This is a genomic window from Chryseobacterium sp. CY350 (assembly GCF_027945075.1).
Taxonomy (GTDB): Bacteria; Bacteroidota; Bacteroidia; order Flavobacteriales; family Weeksellaceae; genus Chryseobacterium.
The window spans coordinates 1,411,615-1,438,018 of the sequence record NZ_CP116034.1; the positions used below are offsets into that span (position 1 = coordinate 1,411,615).

General features: G+C 35.4%; 20 protein-coding genes. 12 read left to right on the plus strand and 8 right to left on the minus strand.

From position 1 onward, the window contains the following. Nucleotides 1–87: 87 nt before the first annotated feature. Entirely contained in the window at nt 88–447 is a 360-nt protein-coding gene (locus PGH12_RS06405; RefSeq protein WP_267597342.1) for a response regulator, read from the minus strand. Nucleotides 448–552: 105 nt separating this feature from the next. Beyond that, nucleotides 553–1,146, minus strand: coding sequence for a Crp/Fnr family transcriptional regulator (locus PGH12_RS06410; RefSeq protein ID WP_267597343.1), 594 nt, complete (start codon nt 1,144–1,146; stop codon nt 553–555). Nucleotides 1,147–1,816: 670 nt separating this feature from the next. Here PGH12_RS06410 and PGH12_RS06415 point away from each other — a divergent pair. The 3 genes from PGH12_RS06415 (at nt 1,817) to PGH12_RS06425 (ending at nt 3,577) form a co-directional block, all read left to right on the plus strand. After that, on the plus strand, nt 1,817–2,347 hold the full coding sequence (locus PGH12_RS06415) for a Crp/Fnr family transcriptional regulator (RefSeq protein ID WP_267597344.1): 531 nt from the start codon (nt 1,817–1,819) through the stop codon (nt 2,345–2,347). A gap of 110 nt (nt 2,348–2,457) precedes the next feature. Then, nucleotides 2,458–2,811, plus strand: a complete 354-nt coding sequence (locus PGH12_RS06420; protein ID WP_267597345.1) for a response regulator transcription factor — start codon at nt 2,458–2,460, stop codon at nt 2,809–2,811. Nucleotides 2,812–3,109: 298 nt separating this feature from the next. Further along, nucleotides 3,110–3,577: a hypothetical protein gene (locus PGH12_RS06425; protein ID WP_267597346.1), complete on the plus strand. Its 468-nt coding sequence runs from the start codon at nt 3,110–3,112 to the stop codon at nt 3,575–3,577. Between the two features lie 35 nt (nt 3,578–3,612). Here PGH12_RS06425 and PGH12_RS06430 read toward each other — a convergent pair whose 3' ends face one another. Beyond that, entirely contained in the window at nt 3,613–4,839 is a 1,227-nt protein-coding gene (locus tag PGH12_RS06430; RefSeq protein WP_267597347.1) for a cation:proton antiporter, read from the minus strand. Nucleotides 4,840–4,959: 120 nt separating this feature from the next. Continuing rightward, complete coding sequence (locus PGH12_RS06435; RefSeq protein WP_267597348.1) at nt 4,960–5,562, minus strand: YciE/YciF ferroxidase family protein; 603 nt, start codon at nt 5,560–5,562, stop codon at nt 4,960–4,962. Nucleotides 5,563–6,047: 485 nt separating this feature from the next. Between PGH12_RS06435 and PGH12_RS06440 the strand changes: the two genes are divergently transcribed. Together PGH12_RS06440 and PGH12_RS06445 are read left to right on the plus strand one after the other, a co-directional pair. Further along, nucleotides 6,048–6,677, plus strand: coding sequence for a hypothetical protein (locus PGH12_RS06440; RefSeq protein WP_267597349.1), 630 nt, complete (start codon nt 6,048–6,050; stop codon nt 6,675–6,677). Between the two features lie 12 nt (nt 6,678–6,689). Then, a complete protein-coding gene (locus PGH12_RS06445) occupies nt 6,690–8,810 on the plus strand; it encodes a cation:proton antiporter (protein WP_267597350.1) in 2,121 nt (706 codons plus the stop codon). A 107-nt stretch (nt 8,811–8,917) separates the two neighbouring features. On the opposite strand, the gene PGH12_RS06450 is transcribed toward PGH12_RS06445, so the two are convergent. Further along, nucleotides 8,918–9,550 (minus strand): helix-turn-helix domain-containing protein, encoded by a 633-nt coding sequence (locus PGH12_RS06450; protein ID WP_267597351.1) that lies wholly within the window; start codon nt 9,548–9,550, stop codon nt 8,918–8,920. A 116-nt stretch (nt 9,551–9,666) separates the two neighbouring features. Between PGH12_RS06450 and PGH12_RS06455 the strand changes: the two genes are divergently transcribed. From PGH12_RS06455 to PGH12_RS06475, 5 genes are all read left to right on the plus strand, one after another. After that, nucleotides 9,667–10,068, plus strand: coding sequence for a type III secretion system chaperone family protein (locus PGH12_RS06455; protein ID WP_267597352.1), 402 nt, complete (start codon nt 9,667–9,669; stop codon nt 10,066–10,068). A gap of 18 nt (nt 10,069–10,086) precedes the next feature. Continuing rightward, nucleotides 10,087–10,722, plus strand: coding sequence for a PspA/IM30 family protein (locus PGH12_RS06460; protein ID WP_267597353.1), 636 nt, complete (start codon nt 10,087–10,089; stop codon nt 10,720–10,722). A 67-nt stretch (nt 10,723–10,789) separates the two neighbouring features. Further along, complete coding sequence (locus PGH12_RS06465; protein WP_267597354.1) at nt 10,790–11,437, plus strand: hypothetical protein; 648 nt, start codon at nt 10,790–10,792, stop codon at nt 11,435–11,437. A 253-nt stretch (nt 11,438–11,690) separates the two neighbouring features. Then, nucleotides 11,691–13,700, plus strand: coding sequence for a flotillin family protein (locus PGH12_RS06470; RefSeq protein WP_267597355.1), 2,010 nt, complete (start codon nt 11,691–11,693; stop codon nt 13,698–13,700). Between the two features lie 355 nt (nt 13,701–14,055). Then, on the plus strand, nt 14,056–18,867 hold the full coding sequence (locus tag PGH12_RS06475; protein ID WP_267597356.1) for a DNA repair ATPase: 4,812 nt from the start codon (nt 14,056–14,058) through the stop codon (nt 18,865–18,867). Nucleotides 18,868–19,003: 136 nt separating this feature from the next. On the opposite strand, the gene PGH12_RS06480 is transcribed toward PGH12_RS06475, so the two are convergent. Then, nucleotides 19,004–21,028 (minus strand): BCCT family transporter, encoded by a 2,025-nt coding sequence (locus tag PGH12_RS06480; protein WP_267597357.1) that lies wholly within the window; start codon nt 21,026–21,028, stop codon nt 19,004–19,006. 273 nt (nt 21,029–21,301) lie between these two features. Here PGH12_RS06480 and nhaA point away from each other — a divergent pair, with 273 nt between their 5' ends. Then, nucleotides 21,302–22,627 carry a Na+/H+ antiporter NhaA gene (gene nhaA, locus PGH12_RS06485; protein WP_267597358.1) on the plus strand — a complete coding sequence of 442 codons (1,326 nt, stop codon included), beginning with the start codon at nt 21,302–21,304 and terminating at the stop codon, nt 22,625–22,627. Between the two features lie 9 nt (nt 22,628–22,636). Further along, nucleotides 22,637–23,926, plus strand: a complete 1,290-nt coding sequence (locus PGH12_RS06490) for a DUF389 domain-containing protein (RefSeq protein ID WP_267597359.1) — start codon at nt 22,637–22,639, stop codon at nt 23,924–23,926. 54 nt (nt 23,927–23,980) lie between these two features. Here the strand turns inward: PGH12_RS06490 and PGH12_RS06495 are convergent, their stop codons facing one another. Both PGH12_RS06495 and mnmE read right to left on the minus strand, forming a co-directional pair. Beyond that, nucleotides 23,981–24,748, minus strand: a complete 768-nt coding sequence (locus PGH12_RS06495; RefSeq protein WP_267597360.1) for a 4-hydroxy-tetrahydrodipicolinate reductase — start codon at nt 24,746–24,748, stop codon at nt 23,981–23,983. Nucleotides 24,749–24,914: 166 nt separating this feature from the next. After that, nucleotides 24,915–26,300 (minus strand): tRNA uridine-5-carboxymethylaminomethyl(34) synthesis GTPase MnmE, encoded by a 1,386-nt coding sequence (mnmE, locus tag PGH12_RS06500; protein ID WP_267597361.1) that lies wholly within the window; start codon nt 26,298–26,300, stop codon nt 24,915–24,917. Between the last annotated feature and the right edge of the window lie 104 nt (nt 26,301–26,404).

Consider the following 26,404-nt stretch of genomic DNA (forward strand, 5'->3'; position numbering starts at 1 on the left):
AATTCCGAAAAAAGTTGAAATATAGAAGATTTAGCTAGAATTATCTAAAAGCAAATAGTGGTTTCCGGATGTAAATCAGATCAATGATTAATCAGCATTTCGCTTCACCACATCGATCATCTCATCAATACCAAAAGGCTTTTCAATATAATCATCTGCTTTACAATCTCTTGCATCTTGTTTAATGCTGCTCGAAGTGGAAGTTAATACAGCGGGAATTTCTTCTGTGTCGGGATCAGATTTAAGTTCTTTAATAACCTCAGAACCTTTCACGTCACCTTTAATGTGATCATCTACTACTACAACATCGGGATCAATTTCTTCAACATTTTCTATGGGCTCAGTGGTAAGTGAACCGATTACTTCAAATCCGGCTTCGTCCAGAACCTGATCCATTATTTCCAGGATTTCAGGATTATCTTGAACGAGAACAACTTTTTTCTTCATAGAAACGAAATGTTTTTGCAAAAATAAATAAATATTTATTCACCGTAGTAGTTATTAAACATAATTCACTTCTTCGGATCAATAATATTGAAAGCACATCAGCTATTAGTAGAAGATCTTTCCGTTTTTAATCATGAGAATCTCACCTCTTTCCATCTTTTTTATCGCTCTGATGGTCGTTTCCAGCGATAGGCCTGTGAGCGAAGCAAGTTGCTGTCTTGTATGTGGAATTTCAAACGAAAATTTCTCCTGATTTTTAGAATCTTTCATAATGTTCATCAATTCGGCTAATCTTTCTTCAGCATTTTTGCTTGCGATCTTCGGCATCAAAACAAATTTATCATGTGCATTATCGGCTAGAGATTTTGATATATCTAAAAAAAGATCGGGATGCAATTGTAAAAGTTGTAAAAAAAGTTCTCTGGCGACTTTCAGGATAATACATTTTGTAAGCGCAATAGCATTCACAGGATATGGTTTACCAAGAATGAGCATAGATTCTCCGAAACACGCATTTGCAGAAAAAATATTCTGAATAAATTCTTTTCCGTCTTCCTTATAACTGTTCAGTTTTACCTCACCGGAAACGATTTGATAGTAATACTGCGGAGTTGCGTCTTCGCGAAATATATAATCGCCGGCGTCGTAATGCTCTTCTATTGCTTCTGCAGAATACAAAAGACTTTCCTGAATAGACATAATTTAATTTTTAAAATTGCTTCTCGTGGTCTTCCAATTCATATTGAGTTGTGTTTTCCGAAGAGCATCATTTTTTTTGTTTTTAGCTTTTAGTTTTTTAAAAAATTTTTATCAGTTGTAATTTCTAAGATTTTCGGTTAAGCGATTACGAAGTGTTCAGATTGATTATGCAAAGTTTTTTAAACTTCTAATATCCTAAGTAAAATATATATATTTCACAATCGAAGCGCGTGATATCTTATTATTTATTTTGAATAATTTTAGTCAAAGATAGACCTTCACTAAAGCATTAATTATGATGTAGGTCATATTTTAAAATCTTTTAGCGATCCAATTTTTAACTTACCGCTAAGCCCTAAATTATTCTTTATCAATAATTTACTCGTATATTTTTATTTTTAGTTATTTAATGAAGCAAAAAAAGTGATATTGAAAATTGCTAAAATCTGCAATTTCAGAATGAATGGGATGAGCAAAGCTTTATCCTAACTACGGTATACATTAAAGACCTTTGATTCAGATCATGTTGCCACAATTATTAATTTGATATATTTGTGGTCATAAAATTCAAAATCACATTATGTGAAATTGTGTAATTAGAAGGTATGGTCATAAAAGAAGACTTGCTCATTACTTTTGGAGCGGAAATTATTCAAAAAAAAAATCCGAATTGCTTTTTGCAGAGAATAGTGCTCCTGCTTACTACTTTCAAATCAAAACGGGTAAGGTAAAACTTACAAACTTCCAGATCGAGAACAGAGAATTCATTCAGAGTATTCAGCAAAAAGGCGAATCTGTAGGTGAGATTTTTTTATTTTCTAAACACAATTATCCTGTCAATGCCGTTTTGATGGAAGATTGCACGATCTTCAAATTAGAGCGGTCTAAGCTACTCAAACTGTTGGCATCAGATTTTGAAATTCAAATGAAGTTTCTAAATTACTTAGCTGAAAGAACATATTTCAGCTATATTTTTTTGAATAGTCTAACTTCTGAAGATGCTACCCATCAATTGCTGACTCTCCTTAAACATCTGAAAGATAGTCAAAACAAAACAGATCGTTTTTCCTACAAAATACCGTACACAAGAAAAGAACTTGCATTTCTTACAGGCCTTAGAATAGAAACAGTCATCAGAACTTTCAAAAAGATGGAAAGTGAAAATCTTGTAAAAATAGTGAGAGGAAGAGTCTACTATTAAAATTCTCTCGGAAAGATAGACAGGTATTTTTTTATTTTTCGTGAATCAAATATTTTTTAATTTAATTCATTTTCGTACTCACATTGGCTTTGTTTTTGCCAACCAACGGTATGAAAAATATTTTTATTGTAGAAGATGAGACAGGCATCAGAGATGCATTACAATTGCTCCTGTCATTCGAAAATTATGACGTGCGATCATTTGCAAACGCAGAAACTTTCAATAAAAGAGATCATTCTGTAGTTCCCGATATTTTTATTTTGGATGTCATGCTTCCTGACGGATTGGGGACAGATTTGTGCAACCAACTAAAAACAGCACCCGAAACAGCCAATATTCCGGTAATGATCATCAGCGCACATGCCAAAAGCGATAAGGTTTTGGAGTCTTGCAACGCAGATGAATTTATCGCAAAACCATTTGACATTGATGATGTTCTGGCAAAAATTGAGAAGTTAACCTAGTGTTGACGAAATGTATAACTCTTAAGAGAACCAAGGTCGTTGGATCAAGACAGAATATAATTTAACAACAGTTATTTTACCTTTATGTTTTCCTTTGACCTTTTTTTATAGTTAAAATAGTTTTTATTCTTTTCAATTTAGCAATCATTGGATGTTTACGACTGAAGTATACTTTTAAAACGACAAAATTTTGAGTTTTAGAGTTGATCAGAAACGCTGCAAACAATTTGAATGAAGAATTCTGCATAAAGTTGGAAAGAAAACGCCAAATTTTCCGTTTAATTCTTAAATTTGAATTATGCGAAAAAACCTTTATCTCATTATTTTGTCGTGCTCTCTTGTAAGCTGTTATACTTATCAAACTAAAAGACAAACAGATATCGTTGTCGAAGATAACAAAACATCTAAAAAAAGTACCGAACTTGCTGTTAATACATCTGCATCAGAGAAAGGTGAAATTCAATCAAAGAATGTAAAACCTTTACAACAGCCTATACCTTTTAATGTGCAGGAGCAAATTACATCAAACAATAGATATAAAATTGATGTAGATGGAAAGACTTACAAAATAATAGCTGACAAATGGGAAGGTGACAGCCTGGTCGCGCATTATGTTAATAATCCCAATATGAATTTGAAATTCCATAAAAATCAAATTAATAACGAAAAAATTTCGGAAAGACGCTTTTCAAAACCTTTATCAGATATTATTACTGTCGCTGCTTACGCCGGCATCGGCATTGGAATTTGGTCTTTGTTGCGCTAATTTTATTTAAATTAAATCCTACTTTAAAGCATACATCAATCTTTCTCCTTTAAATTTTCCATCACAGATGTTGCCGTCAATCCATGAATGAGAATAGAAAGAACAATAGTGAATGAGACAATTGCCCACAACTCGTCTTGGTGATCAAAATTAAATTTACTGATACCAAAGGCAAGATAAAAGATAGAACCCATTCCTCGAATTCCAAAAAAACCGATTGCAAATTTTTCGATATTTTTCATTTTTGAAGAACTTAATGCCAGCCAGCCGAACAGAGGTCTTACGATTAAAAGAAAGACCACTGAAAATAAAATCATTTGCCAGGTGAGTGGTTCGAGAATACCCAATGCTAATGTTCCGCCAAAAATAATGAGCAGCAAACACAACAAAAGCCTTTCGATCTGATCTGTAAATGAATGAAGTTTATCATGATATTGATGTTCTTTCTCAAAATGCCTCAACGTGATGGCACAAATAAATACTGCAATAAAACCGTACCCATGTACAATTTCTGTGATTCCGTATACCAACAAAGTTGCCGCAACCGCTACAAGACCATCTCTCGTCCTGAGAATCTCATATTTTTTAGAAATTCTAAATAGCAGCAAACCCACTCCTTTACCGGAAATATATCCTATTAAGATCCCGGCAGCAATTCGATAGATCACATCTACAGCAAACCATTCGAAAAAACTTCCTTCTTTTCCCGACAGTACCAAACCTACGGTAATTGCGAGCCAGGTAAATGGAAAAGCTACTCCGTCATTTAGCCCCGCTTCTGAGGTTAGCGCAAATTTAACTTCAGACTTTACACCTTCATTTGGCGGACCAACTTGTACATCAGAAGCCAAAACAGGATCGGTCGGTGCAAGCGTGGCTCCCAACAGCACCGCTGAAGCAAGACTTAATCCCAGAAAATAATATCCCATTGCAGTCGCCGCTGCGATACATAACAACATGGTGAATCCTATCAGTTTTAATGGTGACGACCAGCTTCTGAAAGAAAATTTTCGGTCGATTTTTATACCCGTACCCATAAGCGAAATGATGACAATCAATTCACTCAGATGAAGAGTGAGATTTGGACTTTTTTCGGGTAAAGGATCGGGCAGAAAATCCGGTGCCAGAGAATAAAGCAAAAATCCTGTTGCTACATAAAAAATAGAATAAGAAATACCCGTTTTCTTTGAAATTTTGGGCATCCACGCAACGCTGAAAGTGGCAGCACCAAGTATCACTAAAATGATCAGATATTGATCCATAAAAAAAATAGATTTAAATATTATTGTGATCACATTTCACAAAAGAGACTTAATAACATTCTTATAATACAAAAAAAGTAACCCGTACAGGTTACTTTTTTTTGTTTGTTCTGTGAAATTTTACTTCTCTTCCTGAGCAGCTTCCAGATTGATTTCAGAAATTGCAAGGTCTGTTAATAAAACATCACAAGATTTTTCTTCATCCAGAGTTTGCTGAAGAATCTTCATCGCCTCATCCTCTTCAAGCAGCTGACAGTAAGCTACTAAAGTTCCGTACGAGGCAATTTCGTAATGCTCTACCTTCTGTGCAGCAGCAATAATTGCCGCATCGCGTACAGCACCAGCTTCTGTTTCTTCCATGATGCCCTCACCTTCTTTAATGAGACCTTCCATCGCGTCACATTTCTCTGCTTTTGCTTTTTCATCTAAAATTTCAAAGACCTCTTCAAGACGGGTAATCTGCACATCTGTTTCAGATTTGTGGTTATTGATCGCATCTTTTAATTTAGGAGAAGATGCGTTTTTTTCCATCTTTACCAATGCTTTAGATAAATGCTTCTCCGCCCAGTATAAATCTTTAAGCCCATCTACCAAAAATTCTCTCAAATTCTCAGCGGCATCACTTTTTGCCTTGATTTTTCCTGTTGAAGTACTCTTTTTTGTTGTTGTTCCTGACTTTGCAGGTGTACTTTTGCTTGTCTTAGATTCTGTTGTCTTTGCCATAATAATATTAAGTTTGGTTTCAATTTTCTCAACTAATATTGAGCCACTTTAAACATGTGTGGTACATAAAGTATTGAATTTCTTACACTACACTTATAGCTTAATGATATTGACTCGAGATTTTTTTTAAATTCTTTTACGTAAATTTAAAGTCTACAATTATAAAATTTTAACCAAAATGATTAATATTTTAGGTAAAAACTACTCATAAATGTATCATTCAGTAAAGACAACAAAAAAAAAAGATTTGGTCAAAAAGTAATATGAGGGAGTTCAATGATTATATAATAATCTTGGCATTATTTTGATGGTTTTATTGCGAACAAAATTATTGTTTAATGCACTTTAATTTCATACTAAATAATCAAGCTTAATTAAATTATATTCTATTAAAATGAATTAAGCAAACGTTCAGAATTTAAACAGCTCAATGATTTTATTTAAATAAAAAACTTTTTTTTGCATTGATTAAAACACAGTAAACGATGAAAGATAATTTAAAAACAAACTTAGAAATCTCACAATACACCAAATACATGAACATTAAGTCAGGAAAAAAAATTCTTCACACTATTCTTATCCTACTATTATTCGTAAGTTGTAACGATAAAGCAAAACAGCAAGAAATTGCTGACAGAGAAGCAAAATTACTCGAGAAAGAAAAATCATTAGCCAGTAAAGAAGCCGATTATGCATTTCTGGTTAAAATGCGAGACAGTATTTATAAAATTCAGAAAAAAGATACGTCTTATGCCACTAAAAAATGGCCAGCTGCAATTTTATCTCCGTGGACGGGAAAGGTGATCTGTACAGAATCGAATTGTACAGATTATGTAATTGGGGATCAAAGAATCGACTCCTGGGAATTTACAAATGATGAAACACAGCTTTTGTGTAAGATTATCAACAACAATAAATTAATAAGACTTTACAACGGCAAATATGATGGTAGTGAGATCAACCTGAGATATGTAACAGATTCTACAGAGAGTAAAATTGTGGAAATGAATGTTCTACTAAATGATATTAAGCCAAATAAAATAAAAGGAACCAGAACGGTAACAGTTAATAATCAATGCATTGCCAAGTTTACTGTTGAATTAACGAGACCTTAAAAAAAAACACTTATGATTTTAAGTTTACAACACCTCAGCCTTCCTATTGAAGATCCTGTACTTAAATTTTTTTTAGTTCTTGTCATTATTTTGGCAGCACCGCTTTTACTGAATAAGATTAAGGTTCCGCATTTATTGGGATTGATTATTGCCGGAGCGATTATTGGCCCGAACGGATTTAATGTTCTGTCAAGAGACAGCAGTATTGTGGTTACAGGAACTACAGGATTACTGTATATCATGTTTCTCGCAGGTCTGGAAATAGATCTTGGCGATTTCAAGAAAAATAAATGGAAGAGTTTGGGATACGGAGGCTACGCTTTTATATTTCCTTTTGTACTGGGATATTTGGGTGCTTACTATCTTCTTGATTTTTCAGTACTCACTTCTGTTCTTTTTGCGAGTCTTTTTTCTTCTCAGACGTTGATCACGTATCCTTTAGTCAGCAAACTGGGCATTGCAAAGAATAAGGCTGTCAATATTACTGTCGGCGGAACCATGATTACGGATGTTGCGACACTTCTCGTTTTGGCTGTTGTGGTTGGGATGGTTCAGGGAGATGTCAATACGGCATTTTGGTTAAGGCTTGGAGGCTCATTTGTCGTTTTCGGGTTGATTGTTTTACTTATTTTTCCTATTATAGGCCGATGGTTTTTTAAAAAGGTGGATGATAAGATCTCACAATACATTTTTGTACTGGTAATGATTTATCTCGCAGCTTTATTGGCTGAACTTGCGGGTGTAGAAGCCATCATCGGGGCGTTTTTTGCAGGTCTTGCTTTGAACAGACTCATTCCGCATACATCATCGCTTATGAACAGGGTAGATTTTGTTGGTAATGCGATATTTATACCTTTCTTCCTGATCAGCGTTGGTATGCTGATTGACTTTAAAGTTTTTTTTAACAGTCCTGATACGTTAATTGCGGCAGGAATTATGCTGGTTGCTTCTATTGGCGGAAAATATATTTCATCAGTAGTAACCCAGAAAACGTTTCGCTTTACGAAAGATGAAGGAAGATTAATTTTTGGGCTGAGTTCTGCCTCAGCAGCAGCCACACTAGCAACCGTGATGGTAGGTTACAACATCATTATTTCTGAGACAGAAACCGGAGAACCCATCAGATTATTAAACGAACATGTGCTAAACGGGAGTATTTTACTAATACTTATTTCATGTACAATATCCTCATTCGTCTCAATGTCGAGCGCACAAAAAATAGCAGATACAGAGAATGATGCCACCGTTGCAGGAAATAATCATGACCAAGAAAATATCCTTCTGGCTGTAAATTACGAAGAGACGATCGAACGTATGGTCAATCTAGGTATTTTGATAAAAGCCCATACCAATACTGAAGATTTTTTTGCAGTGAATGTTATCAACGAAGATAAAAACGAATCATCTGTTAAAAATGCCGATAAACTTTTGGGCTACGCCACTGAAGTTGCCGCAGCAGCAGATGTGAAATTAACAGCTTTAAAAAGATTCGATAATGACGCCGTGAACGGAGTTTACAATGTTATTAAAGAACAGCAGATTACAGATCTTATCATTGGTTTGGGAGATCTCAAAGGATTTTCTTCCTCGTTCGCCCATAATTTATACAGCGGATACCTTCAGCATAATCATGTGAATGTATATGTTTATCAGGCAAGACAGCCACTTTCGACAATCAAAAGATATACAGTGATTATTCCTCAAAATGCCCAAAAAGATGCAGGATTTTTTCACGCTCTAGTCAGAGTTTGGAATATCGCGAGAAATTCCGGATCGACAATGGTTTTTTATGCACCAAACGCAATTATCAGCATATTGCAGAGGATCATTAAGAAATCAAATATAGAAGCAGAATTAATCATTATGGAAGAATGGAAAGATGCAGAAGAAACTGTTACAAAAATCAAAAGTGATGAAGGATTAATTATTTTTATGGCAAAGCGAGGCATGCAATCCTACAATCCGCGAATGAGACTGGTACCGGAATTTCTTAACCGTACAGTTCCCGATAAAAATTACCTTCTGATTTATCCTTTTTCGGAATATCCTGTTGATGGAAATGAAAGAAGATCAGTAGGAAATCATGATGATTTTATTGAGATCGGAAGCATTATAAAACGTGTTTTTAAGTAAAAAACATGATTGACTTTAGTTATCTAATTTTTTAGCGCAGAAAGTCTCTAATGTATTATAATTTAGCGTATTAGTATTTATTTTGCTGATTTTTTACACCAAAAAAATTATTCCTTTTTGTTTGACAAAGATTTCTGTTCAAGAAGATCAAGTCGCGCAAGAATTTCTGAAATTACATTTTTTTGCTTACCAGAAAAATAACCTGCTATCTTGAAAATATCTTTGGCATTTTTATCTTTTCCAGGAATGGCTGACAGATATTTTAAAGTGCCTTGTTCAATAACAACAAGAGTATCTACCCCATCATAAAGCATTTCTGACCGTACTAAAAATAAAAAATCCCCTTTCTGATATCCTGCTAAAACGCTATCATCTTTACATTCATAAATAACATCTACTTCTGCTAATATTTTTTGCATAAATTCAAAATTACCTGAATCTACATCAGAAGATGTCTGTGCTTTGAAATCTCCCGGATGTTTTGTGGGAGAAAACATCAAACGGTCTATTACAGATCCACTTACCAAATTATTGACCTGCAACGGCTTGGTAAGAAAGTCATCTAGATCTAAATTAAAATAACGAGCAACCTTTAGTAAAGTATCAATCTTAGGTTCTGCTCGACCTTCTTCGTAAGCACTTATCACACCGCGGTTAAGATCAAAAAGATCCGCAAAAGCCTTTTGACTCAATCCTTTAACCTGCCTTATTTTTTTAATGTTTGTTCCAAAAAAACTCATAAGTCTAATTGTTTTTGCAAATGTACAATATTTAACATTTTATTTTGCTAAAAATATTTGCAATTTAACAAAATTTTATTATTTTTGTTTAACAATATGAGCTAATACACATGAATATGAGTGAAAAAAACAAAACATTCAATACAGTAAAAACCTGGCTGCTGGAATATGATTTTGCAATCAGTTTTCAGGATGAACTTCAGAAAGTATTGATTATCGAAAAGGAATCCAGCGGGATCAAAAACATGATCCTTATTATTTCAGATCCTATTTTAATAATGGAACAATTTCTTTTTGAAATTAAAAATCCTACTGAAGACATTTACATGACTTTGCTAAAAAAGAACCGTGATATCGTACATGGCGCATTTGTACTAGACAGTTCCGGCAAGAAAGTAATTTTCCGAGATACTCTTCCTACAGATAATATGGCGCAAAATGAAGTGATGGCCTCTATTAACTCATTGGGAATTTTGGTCGGGGAATTCACCAACGAAATCATCGAAATGAGTAAATAAAATTTAAAAAAACGTAAAATGAACATTTTTAAAAGATTATATACAATAGGAAAAGCAGAACTCAATTCGGCTTTAGAAAACTTTGAAGATCCCATAAAGCTGACAGAAAACGGAATTTCTGAGATGAAAGATGAACTCAGGAAAAGTACTGAACAACTGACTCAGTTAAAAGCACTTCTCATCCGAAAAAAGAATGAAAAACAGGCAGAAGTTGATGTAGCCAAAGATTACCAAAATAAAGCTATCCTACTCATTCAAAAATCTGAGAACGGAGAAATGCCGTCCGAGGAAGCGGATCGACTGGCAATCGAAGCGATTAAGAAGCAAAACATTTCAAACGAAAAAGCAGAGCAGTTACAGGCTGAAAGTCAAAAACTCCAGCACGAATGCGAGAAAATGCAGACCAATATTCATCATCTCGAATCCAGTATTTCAAAATGGGAAAATGAACTTCGAACACTGAAATCAAGAGTGCAAATCAGTGAAGCGACAAAAGATATCAATCGAAAGATGACACAAATAGACAGCAACAGTACGGTGTCGATGCTTGAGAAACTAAACGAGCGTGTTGCTGAGCAGGAAGCTCTCTCAGAAGCATATGGAGAAATTTCGAACGACAAAAAAACTGTAGATCAAGAGATCGATGATATTTAAAAAAATACAGATCAAGAAGCAGAAAAGGCTTTAAAAAAATTAAAAGAATCCTTAAAAAAAGAGTGATATGACATATCAGGAATTTATAAACATTGCATTTTCTCCGGTGAATACCGTGTTAAGTGTTTTGTTGATTTTAGCCTTGTTGTACTGGGTTTTCACCATTATTACGGGTCTTGATATTGACGTTGGAATTGATGCCGATCTGGGATCAGATCTCGATGCGCCTGATGGTCATTTACACGTTGCTGATGATCCGTCGGAATTTATTCAGTTTCTCAAATTCTTGAATTTAGACATTGTTCCGATTTCATATTTTGTAACACTTTCTCTGCTTTTTACATGGGTAAGCTCGTTTTATCTTGAAGTTTATTTTTCGCCAAAAATCTGGATCGCAGCAGTAATGATTTTACCACTTTTTATAGTAAGTATGCTATTCACAAAACTACTTTTAAAACCGTTAAATCCCTTTTTTAGGGAGATTAATCATAAAGGAGAAAAGCCACATGATTTTCTCGGTCGCCAAGGCAGAATGAAATCTACCATCCATGGAGATAAAACCGGTATTCTTGAAGTTTTTATAGGAAGTGACCCAATGACTTTGATGGTGAAAAGCAAAGGCGGCGAAAAAATAGACCACGGAACCACGGTTTTTATCGTAGACGAAGATCCGCACAGGAAGTTCTATTTTGTCGCCACAGAAATCCGTTTTTAAATTTAATAACATGAGCACTTTTGTCCTGACACTTTTTAATTATATTTTGGAACTTTTATTATAAAATAGAAGAGCGTCTCTATATAAAACTCATATTCTTTTGAGCTTAAATATTTATCATTCTGAAATTTAATTACTTATGCTATTAAAGTAAGCAATTTAAAATTTCGCAAAACCAATCTCATTTAAATTTCGACAACACATATCTTCTAAAAACATTAGAAGTATTAAAAATTTATAAATAAACTAAAAAATGAACACAACTTTAATTGCAGGCATCATCATTATCGCGGTGGCTTCCATAGGATTAATTTTCTGGATTTTATCGATGTATAAAAAAACCGTTCAGGGAATTGTTATTTTAAGAACAGGCTACGGCGGAACAAAGGTTTTCTTTAATGCGGGAATCGTTATTCCGGTGATTCACAGAATGGAATCGATGGATATTTCAGTCAAGAAACTTGAAATCGCCAGAGAAGGACGGGCGGGTCTTATTTGTAAAGACAACATGAGAGCCGACATTCAGGTAGCTTTCTTTATCAGAGTGAACAAATCAGTAGATGATATTGTAAATGTAGGACAAACAATCGGCTGCCAAAGGGCTTCAGACATTCATACACTCAGAGAATTATTTGAGGCTAAATTTTCTGAAGCTTTAAAAACTGTCGGTAAAAAATTTGAATTTATCGAATTGTACGAAGCGAGAAGTGAATTTCGCCAGGAAATCTTGGATATTATCGGAACAGATCTTAACGGTTATGTTTTGGATGACTGCGCGATCGATTATTTAGAGCAAACTAAAATCGAGAATTTAGATAAAGACAATATTTTAGATTCTGAAGGGATTAAGAAAATTACGGAATTAACGGCCACTCAGAATATTAAAGCCAATCAGGTTCGCAGAGATGAAGAAAAAACCATCACCAAGCAAAATGTTGAGGCTCGTGAAGCAATTTTAGAGCTGGAAAAACAGCTGGCCGAGAAAGAAGAATCTCAAAAAAGAGAAGTTGCCAATATCAAGTCACGTGAGAATGCGGAAATTCTGAAAGTAACGGAAGAAGAACGCTTAAAATATGAAACCGTTCGTATTGCAACAGAAGAAAAATTACAGATTGCAGAGGAAAACATGCAAAGACAGGTTGTTATTGCGGCTAAAAATAAAGAACGTGCCGATTTGGTAGAAACCGAAAGAGTGCAGAAAGATCAAATGTTGGAAGCAACAGAAAGAGAGAGAATTGTTTCTCTGGCTCAGATTGAAAAAGAAAAAGCCATCGAACTTGAAAAGAAAAATATTCAGGATGCGATTCGTGAGCGCTTGACCATGGAAAAAACCGTTGTTGAAGAGCAACAGGGAATTAAGGATTTGGAAGCTTTCAAAACGGCCGACAGAACAAAGCAGGTAGAAATTACTTTTGCTACGCAGGAAGCGGAGAAAAAACTAATACAGGAAACAAGAGCTGCGGAATCCAGAAGATTAGCTGCAGAGAAAGATGCTCAGAAATATGTCATCGAAGCGCAGGCAAAGCGTGACGGAGCTGAAAAAGAAGCTGAAGCCCGCAAAATTATCGCTGATGCAAAAGCTAAAGAAGAAGCAACTGTAGGTTTATCTGAAGCTCAGGTTCTTCATGCAAAAGCTGATGCAGCTGAAAGACAGGGAATTGTAGAATCGATTGTTATCGAGAAAAAGGCAGAAGCTGAAAGAAAAGAAGGTATTGCTCAGGCTGAAGTCATCAAAGAAAAGGCTTTTGCTGAAGCGGCCGGAATTACCGAAAAAGCAGAAGCAATGAAAAAGCTGAACGATGCAGGAAAAGACCACGAAGAGTTCAGACTGACTTTAGCGAAAGAGAAAGAAGTGGAATTGGCTCAAATTTCGATTCAGAAAGATATTGCACAGGCTCAGGCTGGAGTTTTAGCGGAAGCGTTCAAGTCTGCAAAAATCGATATCGTCGGCGGAGATAATACATTCTTTGATAATGTCGTTCGTCAGGTTTCTGCCGGTAAAGGTTTAGATAAATTTATCAGCCACAGTGAAAATGCTACATTGATTAAAGAAAATCTTTTGGGTGACGGCGAAAACATTATCGGAAAAGTGATGGGAATGGTTGATAAATACAACATTTCTTCTGAAGATATCAAGAACATGAGCATCGCAAGCCTTATTTTCAAACTAAACGGCGTTGCCGATCAACAGGAAAAAGGTCTTCTGTCCAAAGCACTGGATATGGCAAAGCATTTAGGTGTTGACCAAAAGCCAATCAGATAAAAAAGGAACGTCACTTTAAACTTACTGGAAAGTCCCAAAGGGACGGTTTAACAAAGGATAGGATGTAATCCTATCAAAAAATAACAAGCTAATCAACAACTAAATTATATTGTAAAACTCTCATTGTGTGATTTTCAATGATGCTTTGGGAGTTTTTTACAATATAAATTTTTAAAATTTAACCATTAAGAATTATTAAGATGTTAAGTGTAGTTAAGAAAATCTAGATTTTGTATAGCGTGAAACTTAAAGCTAAGCTTAATAATTCTTAATTACTTAAACCTTTATGGTTAAAAAATTCAACAGAATGATGATAGTCTAAAATCTAGCATCTAAAATCTAAAATCTCAAAACTATGTCAGAAAAATTAAATTCAGGGACATACGAAATAATTCAGAGCCGTCTGAATGAACAGAAAAATGATCTCATTCAAAGGCTTCAGAAGCTGAACGGAAACCGTAAAGAAATTTTCGGCGGCGTAGATTTTTCTCTCATTGCCAATGAAAGAATTTCTACTGAGCACAACTGCGTTGCCAAGGATATTTTTTCACTGAAAAACACGTTGATTTTCGGATCGAATGCTCATTTGGGTCTGCAGAATGAAATCAATATTACGGATGTTTTCTCCATTTACACGCTTAATAATCACCGTTTTGAACCCCGTGATTTATCTCTTATCAATGATGAAATCTTCGTAGAAGAGTTTAAAAACCTTTATAAATATTACAGAAATACTTTTTTCGCGCGCTTTCATTTTACCGAAAACTATCTGTATATGGTTTTCCAGTTGTCTGAAAGTACGTCTGATATCAAGGCTTTCAAATGGCTGATTAAGGAAGATCTGTTGGTTTATGTAGACTCCAGAAGTGCTTCGGAGGTGACATATCCGCCGCAGCACGGTTTTGCATGGACAAAAGCAACGAGAGATATGCAGCGTAGTGGAAAATTTCCGCACGTTTCTCTGGCAGATAAAGTTTTTGTGGAATCGATCGGTGGCGACATTACGATAAAAATCGAAGACAATACCGATACCGGGAAAGGAATTTATTCCGAAGATGTTATTCATAAAGATCAGAATCTCGATGATGCTGAGATTCACTTCTGCGACCTTGATAATTTAGTTTTATTTAAAATTAAACCTTATCAGGAAACGGAGCGGTATTTTATTTATAATCATAAAGAAAAGGTTGTTTCGAGGGTCGATACTTTAAGACATTCGGCAGTTTTGCTGCCGGAAAATCAAGGTGTTTTGTTCTCGAACGGTTATGCGTTGCAGACGGGCGGTTTAAAGGTGATTTCTCAGGATTCAAATCGACTTCATTATCTGAAGACGATCTCTGAACCGAACGGTGAAAATTTTATGTATGTTTTTTATGATGATAAAACGAATAATTATCAGCTGATTTCATACAATATCATCACGCAAACCATCGAAACACCGATTCGTTGCAGCGGATATTCAATTTTAAATGATGGAAAACTCATTTATTTACGAGAAAGTGTTGAAACTACGAAACATCATTTAGCTCAGATCTGGCAGACGCCGTACGCAAAGGAACTGTTACACAATACCGAAAAATCAGACACGCTGATTTACAAAATCGGGAATAAAGATATCGTGCGCGTAATGGCGGAAAGTCAGGAGTTGATCACTTTGCTGAACAAGGAAGATTCCTACAGTGGATTGTATGATGATATCGTCAAACTTTCGACGACGATTTTAGATGCTTATTATTTCCTCGGTGATGATGAGGTTGAGAATCTAGATCGGCCTTTAAAAGAAATCAGAAGCATCGCCCACTCGGCGATCAATGAGTTTGAAAAAGTAGTTGAACAGAAAAAAAATACAGCAGAAGCCGTTGAGAAAATCAAAATTGCCTGTGGAAAAATTCTGGATGATACGAAACGGATTCATTATTCTGAACTGACGGATTACATCGATATACTTTCGCAAATCAGGGCGTTGCGTGGTGAAATTACAGGAGCAAGAGATCTGAAATATGTGGATTTGAAAATTCTTGATGCTTTAGATCAGTCATTGGCTGCAAGATCAGAAGAGCTTTCCAACGCCTGTGTGAATTTTCTGTTGCAGGAAAATTCTCTGTCACCTTACGAAACCAGAGCTCAGTCAATTTCTGAAAATATAATCAATCTGCAGAAAGCAATCGACGCCAAAACCATTGAAGAAGAAATCACCAATTTATCTTCGCAGCTCGAACTTTTGGTGGATATTGTTAATAATTTAAAAATCGAAGATACTTCGCAATCGACGCAGATTATTGAAAATATTTCGGTGATTTTTGCAAGATTAAATCAGGAAAGATTAGAACTTTCAAAAAGGAAGAGAGAAATTTCCGGTAAAGAACTGTCTGCTGATTTTCAGGCACAAATGACTCTGTTTGATCAGTCGGTGATTAATTTTCTCGAGCTTTCTCAGACTCCCGAAAAATGTGATGAATATCTCACCAAACTTTCTATTCAGCTGGAAGAAATGGAAAGGAAATTCATTGATTTTGATGAGTTTATCCAGAAAATCGGCGAAAAAAGGGAAGAAGCCTATAATCATTTTCAAAACAAAAGAGTTCAGTTAACAGAATCCCGTAACAAGAGAACGCAGAATTTGTATGATTCTGCAAAAAGGATTTTACAGTCTGTAAAAACAAAAACCGAATCTTTCGATGCTGAAAATGAGATCAACGGATATTTTGCGACCGATTTGATGGTTGAGAAAGTACGTGATATTTCCCGACAGCTGATGGAAATGGAAGATTCTGCCAAGGCGGAAGAAATTCAGACTTTGTTGAAAACCTCGCAGCAGGAAGCAGTCCGAAAACTCAAAGATAAAAAAGAAATTTACGCAGACGGCGACAATGTGATTGCTTTGGGTGATTATAAATTTGCCGTGAACCGTCAGAAATTAGATCTCACTTTAGTGCTTAGAAATGCTCAGTATTATTACCATTTAACCGGAACCGGATTTTATGAGCCTCTGAATTTTGATGCTATTGCAGATTATAAAGACGTCTGGAATCAGGAATATATTTCTGAAAATTCAAATGTTAAGCGTTTAGAATATTTAGCATGGAATGTTTTTTCGCGGAATAAAAATATCCATACTGAAGAACAAAACCGTAATGCGATTCAGCAGTTTATGACTGAGCATTTTGGTGAAGGTTTGGTGAAAGGGATTCATGATGAAGATGCGTTGACTATTGTTTCAAAACTTCAGCAGATGCACAATGAACTGGGATTGATGCAGTTTACGCCTTCTGAAAGAGCATTGGCGCAGCTGTTCTGGTACTATTTGAATCAGGAAAGAAAAGAATATTATCAGAAACAGTTTGAAGCGGCCAATTTAATTTCAAAATCTTTTGTAACAGATAAAGGCTTTCAATATCTGAAAGACGAACTGTCGAATGAAATTAAATCTTTTGCCAAAACCCATCATCTTTTTGCTGAGGTTAATGATTTCAATGCTGCCATTTATTTAAAAAAAGAAAATAAATCAGCATTTATAGTTTCTGAAAAGGCATCTTCTCTTTACGAATCATTCTTGAAAAATTTAAAAGAAAAAGGAAAAGATCTTGAGTTCACCGATCAGCTGAATGCGTTGAAAAATTATCCTTCAGCCTGCTTTTCAATTGCTGAAAGTGCTTTGAATGCGTTCTTAATCAATTCAGAACTGAATTTTGAGGATGATATTAAAAAAGAAGCCGCCGTGTTTTTTGCAACACAGCAATTTAACGCTGACAATATTCTGCATGTCACTTACGAAGCGGATTTAAAAGGTTTAAAATCATTGGAAAAAGACCTGGATTATCATTTGAATTATTATGAATTCAATTTCCGTTTATCCAATTTCAGTGAAGTGGTTGTTCCAAAATACAGACAGTTGCAGGAGTTGAAAGCAAAATGGGTGAATGATAAAAAGAAAAGTCTGAAAATTGATACGTTCAAATCTCAGGTTCTGAGCTCATTCGTAAGAAATAAATTGATCAGCGACGTCTATTTCCCTTTGATCGGAGCGAATTTGGCCAAACAATTAGGAACTGTAGGAAACGACAAACGTACCGACAGAATGGGAATGTTGCTTCTTGTTTCGCCGCCAGGTTACGGAAAAACCACTTTGATGGAATATATGGCCGACCGTATGGGATTGGTTTTTATGAAAATAAATGGTCCGTCAATCGGGCACGATATCGTCTCTACAGATCCGAATGAAGCAAAAAATGCCGGAGCAAAACAGGAACTGGAAAAATTGAATTTAGCTCTGGAAATGGGTGATAATGTGATGTTGTACCTCGATGATATTCAGCATTGTAATCCTGAATTTTTGCAGAAGTTCATTTCTTTAGCTGACGGACAGAGAAAAATTGAAGGAATTTACAACGGCGAAAGCAAAACCTATGATTTAAGATCAAAACGTTTCTGTCTCGTTATGGCAGGAAATCCTTATACGGAAAGTGGCGAGAAATTCAAAATCCCGGATATGTTGGCCAACCGTTCCGATACTTACAATTTAGGTGAAATTTCAGGAAGCAAAACGGAATTGTTTGATTTAAGCTTAATTGAAAACGCTTTGATGTCCAACGATTATCTCACGAGACTCACCAATCAGGGAATGGAAAATCTGTACAGTTTATACAAAAGCATTCAGACCAATTCTCCAAATGTTGATCTGGCCGGAAATTTCAGTTCAAATGAAATTTCAGACTTCAGAAAGGTGTTGGGAAATACTTTAAAAGTAAGAGATATTGTTTTAAAAGTCAATAAGCAGTACATCGCTTCCGCCGCAATGGCTGATGATTACAGAAATGAACCTTCGTTCAAACTTCAGGGTTCTTACCGGAATATGAATAAGCTGATTTCGCAGATTCAACCTATTTTAAAAGAAGAAGAAGTGACGCAGATTGTTTTAAATCATTACCAAAACGAATCGCAGACACTGACAACCGGAGCAGAATCGAATATGCTGAAATTAAAAGAGCTGATGAATATGATTTCCGAAGACGAAAAAAATCGGTGGGAAGAAATCAAAAATACTTTTGTCAAAAATAAAATGATAAAAGGTTTGGGAGAGAATGACCGAATGACACAAATCGTGGCTTTGCTGGCGCAATTCAGTGAAGGTTTAAGCGGAATTGAAGATGCTTTGAAAAAAGAATGATTCTTACTTTAAAATAATAGAAATGCTGCAGAAATTGCAGCATTTTTTTTACTTCGCCATCAAATTATTATCTTCAAGATTAAAGTTTTGCAGGCTTAAAGTTGTGAAATTCCATCACATATAAATATCAAACTTTTTAATTTTTCACAAAATTACCGTCGCTGCTGATAAACATCTCGTTAGATTCTTCAGCTACAATTTTTAGAAAACGGTCATAATGTTTCAGCACATCGCTGATGAGTTCGTTCTTGGTAAAATACTGCACATCATATCCTTCACGAGAATCTCCAAAATATGTTTTTGGAAAATAAGTTAAATTACTTTCCAAATTGGGCAGATTGTCGTCGTTGACCATATATTCTGAAACAATTCTTTTTTGACTCATCACACCATAAACAAAATTGTTGACAACATCGTGATGAATCTCTAAATTGATATGTGAAGAATCCGGAATATGTTTTATTTCTGCAGTAATTCCGTTCAATGCAAATTCTTCTTTTAATTCAGTAAAAGCAGTGAATACCTGCCCTTCTATGAATTCCTCTACAGATTCTTTAGTTTTGTAGGAGACTATTTTTTTCAGACGCTGTTTCCAAAATTCGCCCGACCACGGCACGGTAGAAACAGATAATCCTTTTTCATAATAGCTGTAATCGATAACGAGGGCTTTCATTAGAGAAACAACGAATAAAATCATGATGATGGCAAACGGAAGAGCAGTAATGAGCGTCATGGTTTGCAATGCTTCTAGGCCGCCTGCTTTGAGGAGCATCAGAGCTAAAGTTGCCAACAAAACTCCCCAGAATATTGTCTGAATTTTGGGAGATTTTGTAGAATTTTTAGATGAGATACTATCCATCACCAGCATTCCCGAATCTGCAGAAGTGACAAAAAAGATCATTATGACCAGCAAAACAATGAAACTCAAAATTTCAGACAAAGGTAAATAGTCTAAAAAGCGAAACATAAGCGCATCCGGATCAGAAACCAGGGCACTCAACGCTCCGTTTGCAACATTAAAATCAATCCAAATGGCACTGTTTCCAAAAACTGACATCCAAATAAAATTGAAAAGCGTGGGAATAATTAATACTGCTGCGATAAATTCCCTTATACTTCTGCCTTTTGAAATTTTTGCAATAAAAAGTCCCACAAACGGCGACCAGGAGATCCACCATGCCCAGTAAAGAATAGTCCAATTGTAAAACCACGGCAGTGTCTTTTCCTCATAAACGTGTGTATTGAAAGTGAGATCGAAAAAATTATTGATGTAATTACCGAGACCATACGTAAAACTTCCGATAAGATAAACCGTAGGACCCAACGTTAAAACAAACAGGAGCAATATGATCACAACGACCACGTTGATATTACTTAAAATTTTAACCCCTTTATTAACCCCGGACGTTGCGGAAATCACAGCAAAAGAAACGAGCACCACGACAATTATTACCTGATACATAAAACCTGTCTCCGGTAAAATATTCAGAGTTTCCAGTCCGGAATTTATCTGAACAACTCCGAAACCTAATGTTGTGGTAATACCAAAAAATGTACTGCACAAGGCAAAAATATCAATAACATCTCCCCATTTCCCGGTAATTTTATCTTTTAGTAACGGATAAAGGCAACTTCTGAGCGACAGAGGAAGACGATAACGATAGGCAAAATAAGCCAGACAGAGGCCGACAAGTCCGTAGATTGCCCACGCATGGATTCCCCAATGAAAAAATGTATATAGCTGTGCATTTTTTGCCCTGCTTATGATATGACTCTCTGAAAAAGCATCTGTAGAATAGTGTTGCATAGGTTCTGCAACGCTGAAATACATCAAACCAATCCCCATTCCGGCAGCAAACAACATTGAGATCCACGAAAAAAAGGAATGTTCTGGTCGGCTGTCATTAGATCCCAATCTTATTTTTCCGAATTTGCTAAACATCAGAAAAACAAGAAAAATCACAAAAATTGTAACGCACCATACATAAACCCAATTTAAGTTGACAAAAATAAAATTCTTCACCTCATTAAGCACAGAATTAATTGTAGAAGGAAACAAAACTGAAAACAAGCACACGCTTATAATGAAAATAAGGCTGGGAATTGTAACTCCTTTATCGAATGTAAATTTAAATCTTGATACTTGTTTTGGTGCATTCATAATGATCGTTTACTATCAAATATACAGTTTTTAGGCAGAGAAAAGAACAAATATGATTGCTTTGTGACGTTACCAATAGATTTATTTAAAAATATATTATTAAATTTAAAAGTAAAAATTAAAAATCGACACAATTCTTAAACTACGTCTGGAAAGATTTACTTGTTTAAACTGATAATAATGATGTGAATATAAATTATTCTAAAAACAAGGGATTTTTGAGGCAACTAATAGTTTAATGATTCATAAATTTGTATTTTCTATTGATAAACTATGATCTACAATTACAAAAATAAACCCATCGACAAAATAACGCAGCCCGTGCAAAGATTCATACAGCAGGAAAAATCTGGCGGACTGCTTTTGGGAATCAGTGTTATACTGGCGTTAATTCTTGCTAATATTCCACTTTCTGAAGGATATCACCATTTATTAGAACAAAAATTTGGCTTTAAGTGGAATGATCGTGTTTTCTTTGATTTCACAATTCATCACTGGATTAATGATGGTTTAATGTCGATTTTCTTTTTTGTAGTCGGTCTTGAGCTGAAACGGGAAATTATTGGAGGTGAACTTTCTAATCCGCGAAAAGCAATTCTGCCAATTATTGCGGCTGTTGGCGGAATGGTAATGCCTGCATTGATTTTCCTGATCCTGAATCCTTCCGGAGAAACCCAAAAGGGATGGGGAATTCCTATGGCAACGGACATTGCCTTTGCTTTGGGAGTTCTTTTTCTTCTGGGTAAAAAAATTCCTCTTCCGCTAAAGGTTTTTTTAACGGCACTGGCAATTGTAGATGATTTGGGAGCAGTTTTGGTTATCGCTTTTTTTTACACTTCGAATATCGAAATGACCTATTTATGGACTGGTCTATTAATCTTAGCGATTATGTATTTGGGAAATAAAATGGGTGTAAGATCGATCTTTTTCTACGCATTTCTCGGCATCATCGGTGTCTGGACATGTTTTGTGATTTCCGGAGTACATGCCACGATTGCCGCCGTTTTAGCTGCGTTTACGATACCAGCAGATGTTAAGATTAAAGAAACTGTTTTTATTGCAAAAATAAACTCTTACCTCACCATTTTTAAAAATATTGATCCTGACGAAAATACACCAACGCTTACCAATGATCAGTTGCACATTCTTGAAGAGATCAACGAAACCACTATTGCGGCTACGCCTCCGTTGCAGAGATTGGAAAATGCAATGCACCCAATTGTCACCTTTGTCATCATTCCCATATTTGCTATAGCCAATGCCGGAGTTTCTTTAGATATTGATTTTGACAGTCTTTTTAATACCAATGTGGCGATCGGTGTGGCACTTGGTCTTCTGATTGGTAAGGTTTTGGGAGTGGTAGGTTTCACATGGATTTCTGTAAAATTAAAACTAGCCTCTTTACCCGCCGGTATGAATAACCGAAATCTATTAGGTTTGGGCTTTTTGGCTTCGATAGGATTCACTATGTCTCTGTTTATCACCTCGCTGGCATTTAGCCATGAAGAATATCAGACTCAGGCAAAAATTGGTATCTTCGCTGCATCTTTGGTCGGAGGGATCATAGGATATATGATCCTGAACAAGAAACCAAAGTAACAGAAACTGATGAGAAACATTTTTAATTTCATAAATCTTCACAACGGCGAGGAAAAGAAAGATAAGGTTCTGGATGATGTGATGGCCAACATATCTTTTAGAGGATCAAACCTCTGGATTTTGGCCTGCGCCATTTTTATCGCATCTATTGGTCTGAATGTCAATTCGACAGCAGTAATCATAGGAGCCATGCTTATTTCGCCATTGATGGGACCTATTGTGGGAGCAGGATTTGCTTTGGGAACGTACAATTTTCCACTTCTAAAAAAGTCGTTTAAAAATCTATTGATCGCCACCGTGGTCAGTTTATTGGTTTCGGCATTTTACTTTTACATCAGTCCGTTTAAAGATGTACAGTCGGAACTTTTAGCTAGAACGGCACCCAATATTTATGATGTCCTGATTGCTTTTTTTGGAGGATTGGTAGGTGTTATCGCCATAACAAGAGTCGAAAAAGGAAATCCGATCCCCGGCGTTGCCATCGCAACTGCGCTTATGCCGCCGTTGTGTACAGCAGGTTTTGGCTTGGCAACTTTTAACTTTTCGTTTTTTTTTGGAGCCTTTTATTTATATACAATCAATTGTTTTTTTATCTGCATTGCTACGTTTTTGGTCGTAAAATATTTAAATTATCCTTCCTCTATTGTAGACAGCAAATACGAAAAAAGAATCAGATACAGTATATCATTTCTCATCATTATTATGATTGTTCCAAGCTCATATCTGGCGTACAATTTATTTAATGAAAAGAAATTTACCAAGACCGCAGAGTCTTTCCTTCAAAAAGAATTTGAGAAAAAAGGATATACATTAATTTACAAAAAATTAAATTACAGTACAGATCCTAAAACAATTGATGTTGCATTTTTAAATAAAAAATTTACTCCGGGCGAGATCGAATCTTTCAACAAAATGCTTATAGACAACGGCCTTTCGAATACCACTCTTACCATCAGACAAAATGATTCTGATCTAAAATCAGAAATTCTAAATGAAATTAATAAAAACAATAACAATATATCTGAAAAAGATGTAGCCATCTCAAATTTACGCTTAGAACTGGACAGCTACAAAATCTCCGATTCTACGTTACGAAAAGAGATCCAGATTCTTTATCCGGATATTTCAAGTTTGTCTTACGGGAAAATAGAACAGTATCCCAGAACAGATAGCATGAAATTGCAATTTGTAGTCATTTATTCCGGCGAAAACATCAATCAGCTACAATTTAAAAACTGGCTGAAGAGTCGATTAAATGAAGAAAATGTAGAGATTATTAAAAATTCAGAAATTGATTAACCCTTCAGGATTGCTAAGAACAAGTGATCCTGAAGGAATATGTTTTCTGAGAGATTATGATATTTCTTTTTGAGATTCGCTAAAAAAATAAGGTCTTAGAATATCCTCAAACTTGTAAAAGCCCACCTTTTTATCTTGTAGATTTTCGGCTACAAACAATGCTCCGCTCCCGAATGCTTCACGAGAAATTGATTCATGTACCAACCTTACAGTCTGATAAGGAAATCCGAAAATAACCTCATGTTTTCCGACGATTCCACCAGCTCTTACCGAATTGATACTCTCGGTTTCGACATCCAGAGCCTCCGCGATTTTAATTGCAGTTCCTGAAACGCCTGTTTTAGCTTTAAAGTGTTCTTCACTAATTTCTATATCCACATCCGGAGCAATATTTTTCAAAAGTGAAGAGGCAAAAAGCAGATAATTGACGCCTAACGTGATATTTGGAGACCAAAAAACAACAGTTTCATTTGATAATTGCAACAGAAATTCATGTTCATTCTCCTTATAGTGCGAAATTGCTGAAACAATCGTGATTTTTCTTGTCGCAGCTTCTTTTCCATAATCATAAATACTGTATGACGAAGAAAAGTCGATGATCAGATCTACCGGATTTTCATCGAACAGATCCGCAGCAGATTTTTCTTCCAAAGAAACAATTATACCGGGATCTTTGGTTGCTATTCCCAAATAATCTTTTGCTGTAGAGACGGTGGTGGTGGTGCTTTTCAGTACCCACTCAAGAGAATGTTTTTCATTTTGCAAAATCACATTTGCAACAGCCTTACCAGCTTTCCCAAAACCTATTAAACCTATTTTCATATGTATAATTTTTCAATTTTCCTTACAATGCAATTCATTCGAATATTGTGCAACCGTAAGATACAAAAATATTATTTCTTTAAAAATATCGCTGTAAAGCAGGTTTAAAAATGATTATTTTGAATACAGGTGGTAATTTTAGTTAAATGCAATTTTACGGAGATCATTACTTTCCGATACAAAACTTAGAAAAAATATTTCCCAATACTTCATCATTTGTTACCTCACCAGAAATCTCGCCAAGGTGTTCCAAAGCGTTTCTCAGTTCATAAGCCAAAAGCTCTGTGGAGATTTGAGTTGTGATTGCTTCCTTCACTTTATTGACGGCATCAAGAGATTTACCTAAAGCTTCATAATGACGTTGGTTTGTAATGACAACATTATTTTCCTGTGATTTAAGCTGTTCTACGTATGATGACAATTCGTTTTTAAGATCCTGAATATTTTGGTTTTCGACTGCTGAAATTTTAATAAAATCAAACTCCTGAGAAATTGCATTCCTGAAAATATCTTCTACTTTATCATAATACGATGGAGAAACTTCATCAATTTTTGTAGCGCAGATGATGAGCTTAAGATCTTCTCTCATTAGAGATTTGATCATCTCAATATCTTCAGAGAAATCTGGTGTTGCTGCATCTACCAGATAAACCAATATATTGGCATTTGCTACTTTTTCTTTGGCTTTTTTTACACCAATCGCTTCAATTTCATCCACAGTGTCACGCAATCCCGCTGTATCGATTAATCTGAACGCATGTCCTTTTATGTGAAGAATTTCTTCAATTGTATCTCTTGTGGTGCCCGCGATATTGCTTACAATTGCTCGTTCTTCTTTCAGCAAAGCATTGAGCAAAGTAGATTTTCCGGCATTAGGTTTTCCAATAATCGCAACGGCAGTTCCGTTTTTGATGGCATTACCGTACTGAAAACTTTCAATCAGCGAATTGAGTTTAGATTCAATTTTATCAAGCAATTTGTTTAAAGCCGATCGGTCTGCAAATTCAACATCTTCTTCTGCAAAATCTAATTCGAGCTCAATAAGTGACACAAAATTCAAAAGATCTGTACGGAGAAAAGAGATTTCATTGGTAATTCCTCCTTTTAGCTGTGTTAAAGCTACTTTACGGGAAGATTCATTTTCAGAAGCAATAAGATCTGCGATCGATTCTGCCTGGCTAAGGTCTATCCTGCCATTGATAAAAGCTCGCATTGTAAATTCGCCGGCTTTTGCCATTCTCGCCCCGTTTTTAATTAAAACTTCAAGAATTTTTTTTGCAATATGCGGCGAGCCATGAAAAGATATCTCTACAGAATCTTCTGCCGTAAAAGTTTTTGGAGCTTTAAAAACTGAGACCATCACTTCATCGATGATTTCTTCATCTTCTTTAATAAATCCGTAATGAACAGTGTGAGAAGCTACTTTTTCTAGATTCTTACCGTCAAAGATCTTCGAAGAGACAGAGATTGCATCGTCTCCGGAAATTCTTATGATTCCTATGGCTCCAATTCCGTTAGCAGTTGCCAGTGCGCAGATAGTGTCGTGATTCATACTGCAAAATTACACAAATTTAACAGGTGAAAAAAAGCAATTTTTATTTGATATTTAAACAAAAATCACCTCAACGATGAGATGATTTTGACTAATTTTTATTT